The organism is uncultured Merdimmobilis sp., assembly GCF_902471145.1.
Classification (GTDB): Bacteria; Bacillota; Clostridia; order Oscillospirales; family Ruminococcaceae; genus Merdimmobilis; species Merdimmobilis hominis.
In genome coordinates, this window is the sequence record NZ_CABRJC010000014.1 from 24,589 (window position 1) to 39,645 (window position 15,057).

11 protein-coding genes and 1 other annotated feature are annotated in these 15,057 nt (G+C 55.6%); of the genes, 5 read left to right on the forward strand and 6 right to left on the reverse strand.

Features of this window, described 5'->3' with window-relative positions; translation table 11 throughout:
• Window positions 1-8: 8 nt before the first annotated feature.
• From RDQ42_RS07645 to RDQ42_RS07660, 4 genes are all read right to left on the reverse strand, one after another.
• Window positions 9-680: a sigma-70 family RNA polymerase sigma factor gene (locus RDQ42_RS07645; protein ID WP_054331720.1), complete on the reverse strand. Its 672-nt coding sequence runs from the start codon at window positions 678-680 to the stop codon at window positions 9-11.
• A complete protein-coding gene (spoIIAB, locus tag RDQ42_RS07650) occupies window positions 673-1,119 on the reverse strand; it encodes an anti-sigma F factor (protein WP_054331721.1) in 447 nt (148 codons plus the stop codon). Before spoIIAB ends, RDQ42_RS07645 begins: the two co-directional genes overlap by 8 nt.
• On the reverse strand, window positions 1,106-1,438 hold the full coding sequence (locus RDQ42_RS07655) for an anti-sigma factor antagonist (RefSeq protein ID WP_308588512.1): 333 nt from the start codon (window positions 1,436-1,438) through the stop codon (window positions 1,106-1,108). Before RDQ42_RS07655 ends, spoIIAB begins: the two co-directional genes overlap by 14 nt.
• Before the next feature lie 157 nt (window positions 1,439-1,595).
• On the reverse strand, window positions 1,596-2,891 hold the full coding sequence (locus tag RDQ42_RS07660; protein WP_071427948.1) for a folylpolyglutamate synthase/dihydrofolate synthase family protein: 1,296 nt from the start codon (window positions 2,889-2,891) through the stop codon (window positions 1,596-1,598).
• Window positions 2,892-3,070: 179 nt separating this feature from the next.
• On the opposite strand from RDQ42_RS07660, the gene RDQ42_RS07665 reads away from it, so the two are divergent.
• Entirely contained in the window at window positions 3,071-3,655 is a 585-nt protein-coding gene (locus tag RDQ42_RS07665) for a hypothetical protein (RefSeq protein WP_071427950.1), read from the forward strand.
• Window positions 3,656-3,918: 263 nt separating this feature from the next.
• Here the strand turns inward: RDQ42_RS07665 and RDQ42_RS07670 are convergent, their stop codons facing one another.
• Entirely contained in the window at window positions 3,919-6,546 is a 2,628-nt protein-coding gene (locus RDQ42_RS07670; protein WP_231358142.1) for a valine--tRNA ligase, read from the reverse strand.
• A gap of 91 nt (window positions 6,547-6,637) precedes the next feature.
• Window positions 6,638-6,880: a binding site (T-box leader), on the reverse strand.
• A gap of 292 nt (window positions 6,881-7,172) precedes the next feature.
• On the opposite strand from RDQ42_RS07670, the gene guaA reads away from it, so the two are divergent.
• On the forward strand, window positions 7,173-8,705 hold the full coding sequence (gene guaA / locus RDQ42_RS07675; RefSeq protein WP_071427954.1) for a glutamine-hydrolyzing GMP synthase: 1,533 nt from the start codon (window positions 7,173-7,175) through the stop codon (window positions 8,703-8,705).
• Window positions 8,706-8,902: 197 nt separating this feature from the next.
• On the opposite strand, the gene RDQ42_RS07680 is transcribed toward guaA, so the two are convergent.
• Window positions 8,903-9,391, reverse strand: coding sequence for a helix-turn-helix domain-containing protein (locus tag RDQ42_RS07680; protein ID WP_231358150.1), 489 nt, complete (start codon window positions 9,389-9,391; stop codon window positions 8,903-8,905).
• A 624-nt stretch (window positions 9,392-10,015) separates the two neighbouring features.
• Here RDQ42_RS07680 and RDQ42_RS07685 point away from each other — a divergent pair.
• The 3 genes from RDQ42_RS07685 (at window position 10,016) to RDQ42_RS07695 (ending at window position 14,732) form a co-directional block, all read left to right on the forward strand.
• Window positions 10,016-10,321 carry a CRISPR-associated protein Cas5 gene (locus RDQ42_RS07685; RefSeq protein WP_231358219.1) on the forward strand — a complete coding sequence of 102 codons (306 nt, stop codon included), beginning with the start codon at window positions 10,016-10,018 and terminating at the stop codon, window positions 10,319-10,321.
• Between the two features lie 573 nt (window positions 10,322-10,894).
• Window positions 10,895-14,101 carry a DUF4241 domain-containing protein gene (locus RDQ42_RS07690; protein ID WP_308588514.1) on the forward strand — a complete coding sequence of 1,069 codons (3,207 nt, stop codon included), beginning with the start codon at window positions 10,895-10,897 and terminating at the stop codon, window positions 14,099-14,101.
• 91 nt (window positions 14,102-14,192) lie between these two features.
• Entirely contained in the window at window positions 14,193-14,732 is a 540-nt protein-coding gene (locus tag RDQ42_RS07695; protein ID WP_054331742.1) for a methylated-DNA--[protein]-cysteine S-methyltransferase, read from the forward strand.
• Window positions 14,733-15,057: the final 325 nt, after the last annotated feature.

Genomic DNA, 15,057 nt, shown 5'->3' on the forward strand with positions numbered 1-15,057 from the left:
GGTCAACCTCATTCCAGGAGTTTTTCCCTTAGGGAGGTGAGGATTTTCTTCTCCCGGCGGGAGACCTGCACCTGGGTGAGACCCAACACCTGAGCGGTCTGGGTTTGGGTCTTGCCAGAGAAGTAGCGCAGGACGATCAGCTTCCGGTCCTCCGGCGGGAGCTGGCCCACCACCTGTTTGAGGGAGAGAAGGTCGGAGATCCGCTCCTCGGGGGAGGATACCGGCAGGTCGATCTGGCCGCCGCCTTCGTCATCGCTTTCGGTGAGGGAAAGGGGAGGGGAGGACACATTGAGGGCTTCCACCACATCCTCCTCCCGGATGTCCAGGGCCTTGGCCAGTTCCCCGATGGTGGGGTCCCGTCCCAAGCTGGCGGAGAGATGCTCCCGGGTGCGGGTCACCTTGAGGGAGAGCTCCTTCAAGGTGCGGCTGACCTTGATGGCCCCACCGTCCCGGAATAGGCGGCGCATCTCTCCCAGGATCACCGGCACCGCATAGGTGGAAAACCGGACCCCCCGGTCGTAATCAAAGGCATCCGCCGCTTTCACCAGGCCGATGCACCCCGCCTGGAACAGGTCGTCGTACTCGATGCCCCGGCCTTTGAACCGGTGGGCACAGGAGTGGACCAGGCCCATGTTCTGTTCAATGACTTCCTCCCGGTTCCGCTCAGAAAGGCTAACCATTGGCCTCCCCCCGGGAGGTGATCTTCCGCTCCATGGTGACGGTGGTGCCCTTCCCCTCCTTGGAGGAGACTTTCACCTTGTCCATCAGGCTCTGCATCACTGCAAAACCCAGGCCGGCCCGCTCGCCGGTGGTGCAGGTGGTAAACAAAGGCTCCATGGCCGCCTTGATGTCGGGGATGCCGCAGCCCTTGTCCCGGACCCGGATGACCACCCGGTTGTCCGGGTAGATGTCGGCGGTGATGGTCACCGTGTTGATCTCATCCCGGTAGCCGTGGACAATGCAGTTGGTCACCGCCTCCGAAACGGCGGTTTTGATGTCGGAGAGCTCGTCCACCGTGGGATCCAGGGGGGCGATAAAGGCGCTGACGGCCATCCGGGCAAAGGATTCGTTGGCCGAGCGGCTGTCAAACTGTAATTTCATCCGGTTACTGGTTTTCATGGCTGTCTCCTCCGTCGTCAAGGTTTGTCAATTTGGAAAGGCCGGCCACCTGCATCACCCGGCGCAGGGGGCGGGGAATCCGCGCGATCTGCAGCTCGCCGCCCAGCTCCTGCATCAGGCGGTAACGGCCCATCACCAGACCAATGCCGCTGCTGTCCATAAAGGTGACGCCGGAAAAATCGAGGATCAGCAGCTTTGGCTGCACCCGCTGGGCGGTCTCGTCAATTTCCTCCCGCATGGGGGCGGCGGTGTGGTGGTCAATTTCGCCGGAGAGATAAGCTGTGATTTGGTCGTCGAGAATCTGTAAACGAACCGGCATGTTGTTCATCCTTTCGCTTGAATTCAGTCCAGTGGGAGGTTGTCCTAAAAAAGGGCAACAAAAAAATCCCCTATCCATAAGGATAGAGGATTTTGAGTGAGAGGTTTGCCGCACCGAGGGGGAAAAACCGGTCATCCGGTGGGAGATCCCGTCGGGTTTAGCGGGTTTTGGAAGCTTCCGCCAATTCCTTGGCGATGGGGCGCAGGTCGCTGGCCAGGTAAAGGGAACCGCAGACGACCAGGGCCTCCCCCGGTTCCAACTGAGCCAGGGCGTCTTTGAGGCCCTCCTGGGCGGATTCCCGGAAATCCACCTGGCCGCAGTGCCGGCGGCAGATGGCCGCCAAGGATTCCCCCGTGTGGGAGCGGGGGTTGGAGGCGGAGACCGCCATCACCCGGCTGACTTTGGGAAGCAGGAGGGAGAGGGCCTGTTCACAGTCCTTGTCCCGCATCATGGCGATGACCCCATAGACCTTTTGCCCGGGAACCAGATCGAGGGCGGCGGCCAGGGCGGCCAGGCCTGACGGGTTGTGGGCGCCGTCCAGGATGACCAAGGGGTCGCGGCAGAGGATCTCCATCCGGGCGGGGAACCGAACCCCGGCAATGCCGTCCTGGATGGCGGCATCTGGGATAACAAAGCCCAGTTCCCGCAGCTGGAAGAGGGTTTCCACCGCGGTGATACAGTTGAGAATTTGGTGTTTGCCGATCAGTGGCACCCGGAGGGCCAGGCCTTTGTAGTCCATCTCCTCCCCGAAGAGGTCCATTTTGCGGAGGGTTACCGCCTGGGGGTCTGGGAGGGTGAGGGTGCAGGAGAGTTCTTTTGCTTTTTTGCGGATCACCGCCATAGCTTCCGGGTCCTGATCCGGGTAGGCCACCACCCGTCCTCCTGGGCGGAAGATGCCGCACTTCTGGGCGGCGATCTCCCCCAAGGTGTCCCCCAGCACATCGGTGTGGTCGTAACCGATGGAAGTGATCACCGATACGAGGGCCCGGTCGATGACATTGGTGGGATCGATCCGGCCGCCCAGTCCCACCTCCAGCACCACAATATCCGCCTGCTTCCGGGAGTACCACACCATGGCGATGGCGGTCACCGTCTCAAACTCGGTGCACCGTTCTCCCAGGGCATCCAGGGATTCCACCGCCTCTTTGACCGAAGCGGTTACCTGGGCGAGTTCTTCCTTGGGGATTATCTGGCCGTCCAGCTGGATCCTCTCCCGGAACTCGATGACATAGGGGGAGATGAAAAGACCGGTGTGGTAACCAGCCTTGGTGAGGGCGGCGGCGGTGTAGGTGGAGGTGGAACCCTTGCCGTTGGTTCCGGCCACGTGGACAAATTTCAGCTGTTTGTGGGGATTGCCCAGCCGTTCCAGCAGGTGGGTGATGTTGCGCAGTTCCACCTTTTGGCCCACGGCGTGGCGGCTGTGTATGAAGGCGAGGGCCTGTTGATCGTTCAAATGTATCACGTCCTATACATGGTTGGATTGAAGTGGCATAGCTCTCTTTCCCTCCATGGTACTACAGCAGGATGGCTTTTGCAAGGCGGTTTGACAGGGTTTATAGCTTGTGTTAGGCTAGGGGAAAAGCCTACAGGGCAAAAAGTTGTGCCGGCATGGCAAAGAAGGAGGAACAGCAGATGAAAAAGAAGAGCATTCTCGCTTGCGGATTGGCGCTGATCCTGTTGGCGGGTTGCGCCCAGAGGGACGAGGGCGCAGGAGAAGCGCCGCGGGAGGAGCCCCTTTCCACGGCATCCCAGATGGAAGGGGAATCCTCAATCCCAGAAGATTCCTACCAAATCCTGCTGGGGGAATTTTCTTTTTGGTTCCCCAAAGAAGGGTTTTCCTATGGGATGACCGAACCGGTGGTGGCGAAGGAGGGCATCTTGTACAGCGATGCCGGTGAATCGGCAAGGGTGGTTGCAGAGCTGATCTCTGTCAGCCCCATCGCGGATTCCGATTCCCCGTTCTTGGCCTGTGACCAGTTGTATTCAGAAGCCGAAAACACCTGGGAATCCACCTTTGGGGAATATGCGGGGAAGGGGTACCTGATCCAGAAGCCGATTACAGAAGGAGCTGTGGGCGGTTATGACAACACGGTTTTTTACTGCATCGCTGTGGAGGATCAACTGGTCACCATCGCTTTTTACCCTGCCTTTGGCCTTGGGATCGGCACCCAGAGGGAGGAGTTTGAAACGGTTTTAAGCACCATTCAAAAAGCATAACCCCCTCCTGAGCGGCTATTCCTTCATCCTTTTGGGGCGGAGTCCCTAGTGGTGCGGTTGATGCTGCGCCGTCAAAGCTCCCCTGCCTGCTATTGGCCTTTTCATCAAAAGAGGGGGAGGCTCCCACATGGGAGCCTCCCCCTCTTTTGTTTGATGAAGCCACAGCGCTGGAAACAGGAACAGCGCCCGCCCTGTTTGGGCGAGCGCGCTCCACGCATTCCGGCTGGTCCCCCTCCTGGGATCAAGCGCTGTCTCTTTTTTCTCTATTTGCTGAAAGCCGCAATGCTCTGTTCAATCTTTTGGAGTTTTTCCTGGGCTTTGGCCAGCTTTTCCCGCTCGTTCTCAATGACCTTGGCGGGTGCTTTGGCCACAAACCCTTCGTTGGAGAGCTTCTTCATGACAAACTCAATGTCCTTTTCGCAGGAGGCTTTCTCCTTGGCCAGGCGGGCCAGTTCCTTCTCCCGGTCGATCAGCTCATCCATGGGGATAAACACCCGGGCGGAGTCGGTGATCACCTGTACGGCGCCGGGCATATCGTAGTGCTCCTCTACTTCCACAGTGGAGGCAGAGGCCAGACGCTGGAAGAAGAGGGCGCTGGCCAGGAAGGTTTCAGCGAACTTGGTTTCGATGAAGAGGCTGGCCTTCTTGCTCGGGGGGACGTTCATCTCGGTGCGGACGTTGCGCACCGCCTTGATGGCATCCATTACCCGGGTGAACTCCGCCTCCTCAGCGGCGAAGTTGAGGGATTCCTCCCAAACGGGCCATTGGGCGATCATGATGGATTCCCCTTGGTGGGGCAGAGCCTGCCAAATCTCCTCAGTGATAAAGGGCATAAAGGGATGCAGCAGCTTGAGGGTGCCGCTCATCACATACACCAGCACCCGCAGGGCGCCCATGGCGGTGCCGCCGCCGGCCTGAAGCCGGGGTTTGGTCAGCTCGATGTACCAGTCGCAGAACACATCCCAGATGAAGTCATAGAGTTTGGAGACAGCCACGCCCAGCTCGAATTTTTCCAGGTTGTCGGTGACCTCAGCCACCAGGCGGTTGTACTGGGAGAGGATCCACTTGTCCTCGGTGGAGAGCTCCGCAGGGAGGGTAAGGTCGAAGTCATCCCCCTCAGGCAGGTTCATCAGGATGTAGCGGGAGGCGTTCCAGATCTTGTTGGCAAAGTTCCGGCTGGCTTTGACCTTGTCGTCGCTGAACCGCATGTCGTTGCCCGGGCTGTTGTTGGTGGCCAGGGTAAACCGCAGGGCGTCGGCACCGTATTGGTCGATAATCTCCAAGGGATCAATGCCGTTGCCCAGGGATTTGCTCATCTTTCGGCCTTGGGCATCCCGGACGATGCCGTGGATCAAAACGGTGTCAAAGGGGGTTTTGCCGGTGTGCTCCAAACCGGAGAAGATCATCCGCGCCACCCAGAAGAAGATGATGTCATACCCGGTGACCAGGGTGTTGGTGGGGTAGAAGTACTCCATCTCCGGGGTTTTGTCCGGCCAGCCCAGGGTGGAGAAGGGCCACAGGGCAGAGGAGAACCAGGTGTCCAGGGTGTCGGGGTCCTGGGTGAGATGGGTGCCGCCGCATTTGGGGCAGCAGGAGGGATCTTCCCGGGAGACGATCAGTTCGCCGCAGTCGTCGCAGTACCAGGCGGGGATCCGGTGGCCCCACCACAGCTGGCGGGAGATGCACCAATCCTTGATGTTTTCCATCCAGTTGTAGTAGATCTTGTCAAACCGCTGGGGGACAAATTTGGTGTCGCCATTGCGCACCGCCTCAATGGCAGGTTCGGCCAAGGGGGCCATCCGCACAAACCACTGTTTGGAGATGCGGGGCTCCACCACGCTGCCGCAGCGGTAACAGGTGCCCACGTTGTGCTTGTAGGGCTCAGTCTTGAGAAGCCAGCCGCCCTCTTCCAGATCCGATACTACCTGTTTGCGGGCTTCCTCCCGGGAGAGGCCGCAGTATTTGCCGGCGTTCTCGTTGAGGGAGGCGTCGGGGTTCATGGTGTTGATGATGGGCAGGTTGTGGCGCAGGCCCACTTCAAAGTCGTTGGGGTCGTGGGCGGGGGTGATCTTCACCACACCGGTGCCGAAGTCCATCTCCACATAGGTATCTGCCACAATGGGGATCTCCCGGCCCATGAGGGGCAGGATGGCGGTTTTGCCCACCAAATCTTTGTACCGCTCATCGTCGGGGTGGACGGCAAGGGCCACGTCGCCCAGCATGGTCTCGGGACGGGTGGTGGCCACTTCCAGGTAACCGGTTCCATCGGCCAGGGGGTATTTGATATGCCAGAAGAAGCCGTCTTTTTCCTCATACTCTACCTCGGCGTCGGAGATGGAGGTCAGGCAGTCGGGGCACCAGTTGATGATCCGCTCGCCCCGGTAGATGAGGCCCTTCTCATACAGCTTGACAAACACTTCCCGGACAGCTTTGGAACAGCCTTCGTCCAGGGTGAACCGCTGCCGGTCCCAGTCGCAGGAGGAACCCATCTTCTTCTGCTGCTCGATAATCCGGTTGCCATAGGTCTCCTTCCAGGCCCAGGCGCGCTCAAGGAAGCCATCCCGGCCAAGATCCTCTTTGGAGAGGCCCTCCTGTTTCATAGCGGCGACGATCTTGGCCTCGGTGGCAATGGAGGCGTGGTCGGTGCCGGGGAGCCAGAGGGCGCTGTAGCCCTGCATCCGGCGGAAGCGGATGAGCACATCCTGGAAGGTGGCGTCCAGGGCGTGGCCCATGTGGAGCTGGCCGGTGATGTTGGGCGGGGGCATCATAATGGTGTAGGGTTTTTTATTGGGGTCGACCTGGGCTTTGAAGTAGCCGCCATCCTGCCAAAATTGGTAGGTGCGGTCTTCCACCTGTTTGGGGTCGTAGAGCTTTTCCAGTTCTTTTCGCATAAGACAACTCCTTTTCTGCCGCCTCGCGGGGAGGCGGGCGGGGATATTCCTTTTTGGATACAACAAAAAAGGCCCGCCCCAAGCATTTTCTGCTTAGGGCGAACCGTTTGGTCCGTGGTACCACCTAACTTCGGGCAAGCTGCCCGCACTCTGCCGATACATTCATATCGCTTTCCCGGTAACGGTGGAAACTCCGGTGGAGCCTACTGAGGCTTGTGCCCGTTGGGTCCACGGCTCGAAAGCTACTTCCACACCGCCCTCACGAAGATTTTCACCAGCCATCTTCTCTCTGTGCTTTGGAAGGGTGTGTACTCCTCTTTGTCAACGCCATTTTACTATATCATCTTTATCTTACCCCGGAAAGGGGGCGATGTCAAGCGGGGAGAAAAATTTTTTGCCAGGGCGGAATCAAAACCGCTGCAGCGGATCGGGAAAGGGAGAAGGCCGAAATAGGAGGGGGGCAGCCCTCCGGCTATTTTCACAATCCCAAAGCCCCTTGGCGATGGGAAATTGGCACAGGGGCGAAAAAAGTGGAAACACAGTAAAATCAGTTGATTTTTTAACCCAATCATGGCAAAATGGAAAAAAGAAACTTTTTGAAATCTGTTAAGAAAGTCGGGGAAGCTATGACACATCAATTTGTATTGGTTCTGGATTTTGGCGGACAGTACAATCAGCTGATCGCCCGCCGCGTCCGTGAATGCGGTGTATATTGCGAGGTTCATCCCTATTCCACGCCCCTGGAAAAAATCAAGGAGATGAACCCCATCGGCATCATCTTTACCGGTGGTCCCAACAGCGTGTACGACGAGAACTCTCCGAAAGTCGATCCCGCCATCTTTGAGATGGGCGTTCCGATTTTGGGCCTGTGCTACGGCTGCCAGTTGACGGCCCAGCTGTTGGGTGGTTCGGTGAAATCCGCTCCCAATAAGGAGTTTGGCAAGACCGAGACCAGATTTAACAACCAATCCAAGGTGTTTGGGAACCTGCCGGAGAGCGGCATCACCTGGATGAGCCACAACGACTATGTGGATGCCATGCCTACCGGATTTACCTCGGTGGCTCAAACGGATGACTGCCCTGTGGCGGCGATGGAAAATGCAGAGCGAAAAATTTACTGCTTCCAGTACCATCCCGAAGTCAATCACACGGAAAATGGGATCAAAATGATCCGCAACTTCCTTTTTGAAGTCTGCGGTGCCAAAGGCGATTGGTCTATGGGGGATTACGCCAAAACCGCCGTTGAGAATATCCGTAAACAGGTGGGGAACGGGAAGGTTCTGCTGGCCCTTTCCGGCGGCGTGGATAGCTCTGTGGTGGCTAAGCTGTTGGAGAAAGCAGTGGGCAGCCAGCTGACCTGCATTTTTGTGGATCACGGCCTGATGCGCAAAAACGAAGGCGATGAAGTGGAAGCAGTCTTTGCCGGCGGCCCGGTCAACTTTGTCCGGGTCAATGCAGGGGAGCGGTTTTTAGCCAAATTGGCTGGGGTCACCGAGCCGGAGAAAAAGCGCAAGATCATCGGCGAGGAGTTTATCCGCGTTTTTGAAGAAGAGGGCAAAAAGATCGGCAAGGTGGACTTCCTGGCACAGGGGACGATCTACCCCGATGTCATCGAATCCGGCGCCGGCGATGCCGCCGTTATCAAAAGCCATCACAACGTGGGTGGACTGCCTGACTATGTGGATTTTAAAGAAATTGTGGAGCCTCTGCGCCTCCTGTTTAAGGATGAGGTCCGCGCTTTGGGCAAAGAGTTGGGCTTGCCAGATTACCTAGTGTGGAGACAGCCTTTCCCAGGGCCTGGCCTTGCCATCCGGGTCATCGGCGAAATTACCGAGGAGAAGCTGTCTATCCTGCGGGATGCGGATTGGATTTTCCGGGATGAAATCGCCAAGGCTGGCCTTGACCGGGATATCAACCAATATTTTGCTGTACTGACCAACATGCGGTCGGTGGGAGTCATGGGCGATGGAAGAACCTATGATTACACTTTGGCCCTTCGTGGGGTTACCACCACCGATTTCATGACTGCTAATTGGGCTAGAATTCCTTATGAGGTGCTGGAGAAGGCTTCTAGCCGGATCATCAATGAAGTCAGCGGCATCAACCGTATTGTGTATGATATCACCTCCAAACCCCCGGCAACTATTGAGTGGGAATAATTTCAGAGGTCTGAAAAAGCCCGGAATGACTGGGTTTTTGAGGGGCTAAAGCCCTTCGTGGCAACGATTTGGCAACATTTTTTCATTATTCATAAAAAGAGAGCTAACTGATTTTGATTAGTCAGTTAGCTCTCTTTTTCTTTTTATTATTGTCTTGTGCAACAAACGGCCTCTCCCGTGTCCTACAAGTGGGAGGGTCAAACGAAATCTTGGGGCGGCACCTTCACATAGTTCTGGGTCTTGTCAAATTCCGGGTAATGGTAGCGCCATTTGTCGTAATCCTCTTTGGAGATCTCGTCCGTCTCCAGCATGGCGGCGGCCTGCTGCCAAGAGCAGAGCATTTCATGCAGTTGGGCAGCGTCCTTGTTCTTCCGCACATCAACCTTCAAGCAGACCTCTCCGTCCATCTCGCTGATCTTTAGACCATAGTTGTCTTCCAGAGTAAACAGCGTGTGCATGAGCCCTGCATAGGAGTCTATGTCCGGGACAGAGAGTGCATGAGGCGAGACATCCAGCACCTGCGCTAAAGCGGCGGTCAGGTCTGCCTTTGGGGTTCTTGATCCTGTTTCATATTGTGCAAGGCGCACATCAGCAGACTTCTCTGGGAAGCCCAGTGACATGCCGAGATATTTTTGTGTCATCCCCCGAAGGAGACGGAAAAAGTGAATTCGTTCACCAATCGCCATATCATCAACTCCAATCTATGATTGTTCTTATTTGAAACATAGCATATTTGCTTAGTTTTATCAAGATAATCTAAGCAAATTTATTTAACAATATTTCTTTCAAAACACTTGAACTAAGCTTATATATATAGTATCATAAAAATACTAAGCAGATAAGCTTAGATAATAAAGCACAAAAAATATTACGCCAGTTTTTTAGTTATACAACTGAGAAAAAAGTGGCAGTAGAGAGTGAGGAGGCATTTATGAAACGCAACAACTGCAAGCAGCAGTTACCAGCAACAAAGAAAGGTATTTCATTTTGATTAAACAGAGTTTTATGCGGGTAATGGAGACGCCGTTTTGGTACCCTTTGTGGAGAACGAGGTATTAAAAATAGTAAAAAGAAAGAGAATCCCCACTCCAAATCAAAACCGGAGTGGAGATTCCTTCTTCAACATGATAAACTCAATGTTTCAATCCACGCCCCCTGAATCGAAGACGATGAAAAAAGTATACCCTATATATCTACTACTTACAACTCAAAAATTTTCCTGAATCACTTGATTTTTTTGTTGTTTATTCTACAATAAAATCAATAAATAAGGAGTGTGATGCCACTTGCCAAACTCCTATCCCATCCAAATGGAGATAGCCGGCCCAACGGCTCTCTGGTCGAGACCGGACACGGGCGATAGCCCCACAAGCTATCCAGCTCCCACCTATTCGGCGGTGAAGGGTCTATTCGAGTCGGTACTATGGGGCCCGGATGTATGGGTGATTCCGCAAAAGGTGGAGCTGTGTCGCTCCATCCAGTACCATTCCTATGCAACCAATTACGGTGGACCGATCCGAAAGAGTACTTCTATCAAAAGTGGAAATAACTACCAGCTGTTCGTCTGTTCGTCACGGTCCTGGTGGATGTCTGCTACCGCCTCTATGGGCTCGTAGTCCCAAACCCCCACAAGGCAAACCTGCCTGAGCGGGCATTGGAGTGAGATAGCAAGATCACCTCTCCCGGCCACGCCTATCAAGCTATCTTTCAACGCCGTTTGCAGCGGGGGCAGTCCTATGCAAGTTTGGCCTTGGGTTGGCGGGAGTTCACCCCGTCCTATTTCGGTCCCTAGGACTGTATAATACCTCTATATCATGGCAACACCATGGCAATAAAAAATCAGATAGCCTCTGCTATCTGAATAATGAAAAGAATACCAATGATCTCAGAATAAATCCTATAAGCAAATCTGTTTATAAAATCCTTAGCGGGAGCGAGTTCCAGATCAATGCCCCGCTGGATGAGATACAGCGGGCGAAAGAAGAAACCAATTAGGTGAAAAAAGATGAACAGAGATAACCTGAGTACCCCCATAAGGGAACAAAGCAATCAAATACTCACAATCATCGAAAAGGGCCGGTTCTTTGTAACTGGCCGCTGGTTCTGTGCGGCCTTTTCACGCTCTGTGTCAATCTGTCTTTGTGACAGTTCAGCGCAGGGCTTTTTGATTATTTGAAGTGAGGTGTTTCATGTTGGACTTCATGAAAATCACAGCGGATGCGCTGGATATTTTAAACTATGACGGGGCGGTTCAGGACACCCTGGAAGAGCTTCGGAGAAAATGGGGCGCACAGGTCCCGGCGCTGCTCGATGAACGCTTTGATGCCGTCGGCGTCCAGTATATGAGACTGCCCCACGAAAAAGGGGCGGCGGCGCTGGGACAGGAACTGTCCGCCTTCGGCTGGGCCCTGTATAACCTGGACGATGAGGACGAGTATCTGTTTACCCTGATTCCAGAAGAAGAACGCAGCGACTGGGAACATTACTGCAAAAAGCAGGGGCAATATTGCCGCCTGATGAAACAGCCGGGGCGAAAATGGGGAGACCACGCCAAGGAGCAGGATCCCGGGGCGCTGATGCCCTGCGAGGAATACATCCTGGAAGATGAATACGACTATTTCTTCAACTCTCTGTCGGGGGATTTTGCGGCGGGGGAGTGGAAAAGCAGTCATTCCGAGGAATGGAACTATGGCTGTGTGGCGGATCTGCGCTGCCGCCCGCCGAAGGTGACCCGCTCCAAAAGCCTATACCATTTCGGGTGCATCTCCTATTCGGATAAAACCGGGGTGTATGCCGCCTCAGGGGCCTCTGCAAGCGGACTGATTGGAAAGGTCTTGCTATGCAAAAATCCCAATACCCTAAACTTTTTTGAGCCCTCCCCCATTGGGTATGACGGACCGCCCCGGACCCTCTGCTGGGCTGGCCATTCGCTCTGGGTGGGTGATCCCACCAACGCCACACGGATTGAACTGACCGACCGGGGTACCTGTCAGGATGTAAAAAATTGGACTCTGCCAGAAGATGGATGGAGCAGCAAATACCATTGCGGCATTACAGCCGACGGGCTGGGCCGGGTCTACTTCTCCAATGAGTGGTACAAAGGGCGCATTTACCGCCGGGCGGACGGTCAGGTGACCGAACATCCCTTCCCTCTGTACGGATACGACCATCTCTCCGAAGCGGTCCCTGTTCCCGGCACAGGCCGCATCTACATGATTCACAGCGTCAGCGGAAAAGGGCGGATCGAGGAATGTCTGCTGGAACTGGACATGGACACCGGGCGCTGCCGCATCACCGCTCTGCCCGGCATGGGCGAGGGGCTGAAACTTCGCTGGTTTACCGAGGACTGGCTGCTGGTACAGGGAAACGGCGAGCTCCTCTCCGACGACTTTGCCCAGCTCATCAATATGACCACCCGTGAGGTGCTCCGCATCCGTCCGGGGATGTTCGGCGGCGAAAAGATGCAGCACATCGGAGTGCTCACCGATGGTGCGGTGGTCATCGTCACCCGGCGGGGCGGCGTAGGGCCGGTGTTCCGCTACCCCACCGACTTCTGGGGCTTTCTGCGGACAGCGGGTAAGCCCCGCAAACTGGAGCCCTGGCGGGAGTATCAAGAAACTTATCCAAACCTGCCCTTCTTCCTCCCAGGGGAAGAACCAAAGCAGAATGGCGCAAACAGCTCCCATGACACAGGCAGCCCTCTGCTCCGCCTCCAGTTCGGCCAACTCTCACCCGAGAAAAAACAGTCGCTCATGGAGCAGCTGGCAGCGCAGTATCGCCTGGATTTTGTGCGGATGGAGCACTTTGACCGCTGGGGCCAAAGCTGCACCACCGGCATGTTCAAAAAAGATGGCCGGGAGTTCGTCTTTGTCCCCGGCGATACTGTCACCTTGGGCTGGGAACAGTTTGCCGTAGGACTGAACCGGGAGAGCCGGGAGGAATTGGAGTACCTGTTTCAGGAATGGGAATTGGAGCAGGACCCGGCAGAATTCATTGGAGAAAGCATGGCTCCCGTCCGGCAGGTGTCTATCAGTCCCATGCTGGTGGGGCGGGAGCTGGAGGAGATCAACTGGGAGCCGGTCAAGCTGGAAGACCCACGGCTGCGCCCAGAATGGCTGGAAGATTTCCGCCAATTCGCTTCGACTGGCAGGGACAGTCTGACGTTGGCAGGCCGTGCCCGCTTCGAGCGGGATAGCGACAGCTGGCAGGCAAGCCTCTATCACGAGGTGGACTATCCGGACTTTCAAAGCTGGCTGCAAAAACAGGGCTTTTCCCTTCCTACACCGGATGAATGGGCCTACCTGTGCGGTGGTGGGTGCCGCACCCTGTTTCCTTGGGGGGATGGGTTAGACTACTCTATGCGTCTGCGCTGGTTTGAGGATATGGATGAGGACGAGAACAGGCCTTACGACATGGAGGAGCCCAACTTCTTCGGCCTGTCCATCGCCTACGACCCCTATATGCGGGAAGTCGTGAACGCCGACCGGCTCACCACCTGCGGCGGCGACGGCGGGTGCAATATCTGCGGCGGGCTGGGGCCGTTCCTCGGTTTCCTGCCCTGTTCTCCACACTGCAAGCCGGAAGTGCAGGAGGAAAACGAACTGAATGGCAACTATGACTTTTACCGGCCCATCATCCGGGTGAAGCTGGAACCGAAAGGAGAGAATGAAATGCCTGCAACAGAATGGCTGAATAAATATGAATCCATCCAAGGCAAACTAGCCTGTAAAATCGACCTGGATGCCTATTTCACAGAAAAGGGCATTGGCAGCATGGCGGTGGATGTACTGGACATCGGCACAGTCCATTTCCCCACCGGGACGGTCTTTGCCTGCGACCCTCTGGTGGAGCTGGAGGACGCCCGGCCCTATCTCCAGACCATCCCCGCCGGGACTTACTCGGTGCAGATCTGCGTGGTGCCCAGCGAACAATACGGCGACCGCTACGCCTGTGTCAAAGTAGCTGTCAGCGACCAGAAGCCAGTCCGGTACGAGCTGGGCATGGTGGGCAATGAGGACTTGGAGGAAGAACTAGAGGACGGCGATTTCTTCGGTTTCGGCGTGGATGCCGGTATGGGCTGTATTGCGGACATCCAGACCCGGGAAGCCTTCCTGGTATATTGGGCCAAGCGCCTGGGGAAGGATGAGGACATCGACCCCTATAACGACTTGTTCTGTGATTTGTTGGAGAAAAGTTTCCAGATGAACCCTATGTACCAGAGAGAGGGCGGTGACTGGCTCAACTGGACAGTGCCGGAGACGGACTGTGACCTCCCCATCTTTGCCTCCGGCTGGGGCGATGGGGTCTATCCGGTTTATTTCGGCTATGACGCCCAGGACAAGGTCTGCGGGGTGTATGTCCATTTCATTGATATTGCGGAAAGTTACAATCAGTGATCAGAAAGAAGAATATTTATGAATCTGCTGGAGCAGTGCCAGAAAGTGTATCCGGACCGGCCATATGCTCTCAATGAAGGAGGAAATCGACATGGTATATACAGCCCAATATCCCTCTCCCCTCGGTATGATCACCTTGGCCAGTGACGGCCAAAATCTCACCGGTTTGTGGTTGGAGGGGCAGAAGTACTTTGCCAGCACCCTCAAGGGGAAGATGCCCCTTCAAGAGGAGCCGCCGGTGCTCCAGGCCGCGAAAAGGTGGCTGGACCGGTATTTTGCGGGGGAGAAGCCGAAGATTGACGATCTCCCTTTGGCTCCTGAAGGCAGCAGGTTCCAGCAGGAAGTTTGGAAGCTGCTCTGTGAAATCCCCTATGGGTCGGTAACTACTTATGGAGAGCTTGCCAGAAAAATAGCGGCCATCCAAAAGAGGCCGAGCATGTCACCTCAGGCGGTGGGCAGTGCAGTGGGCCGTAACCCCATCTCCATTATCATCCCCTGTCACCGAGTGGTGGGCACCAGCGGGAGCTTGACCGGTTATGCCGGAGGCATCGGGAAAAAGATTCAGCTGCTGGAGAGGGAAGGGGTGGACACCTCTCGTTTCACCATCCCCACCAAAGGAACTGCCTTATGATCATCAGCGCCAACCGCAGGACCGATATCCCGGCTCTGTAGCGGAGGGCATCCTCCCCGGCCCTTCCCAACTCTCGGAAAGGCATGGGCCGGTTATATCGATGGCCTTGCGGCCTTTTCCTACGAGGATGTGGGGAAAGGCTGCGTTTTCTATAACGGTGGAATTCATAAGTATAAATAGGATAATTTGTGAAAATTATTACGAATTGTATTGTAAATAGAGAGGCGATCCATAGGGATAAAACGGGTTCCCTCCGGCTGGGGGCGCAAAAAGCGGGAGGGCTAACTTAGCCCTCCCGCCGACGGTATGTATTTTATTTCCCAGT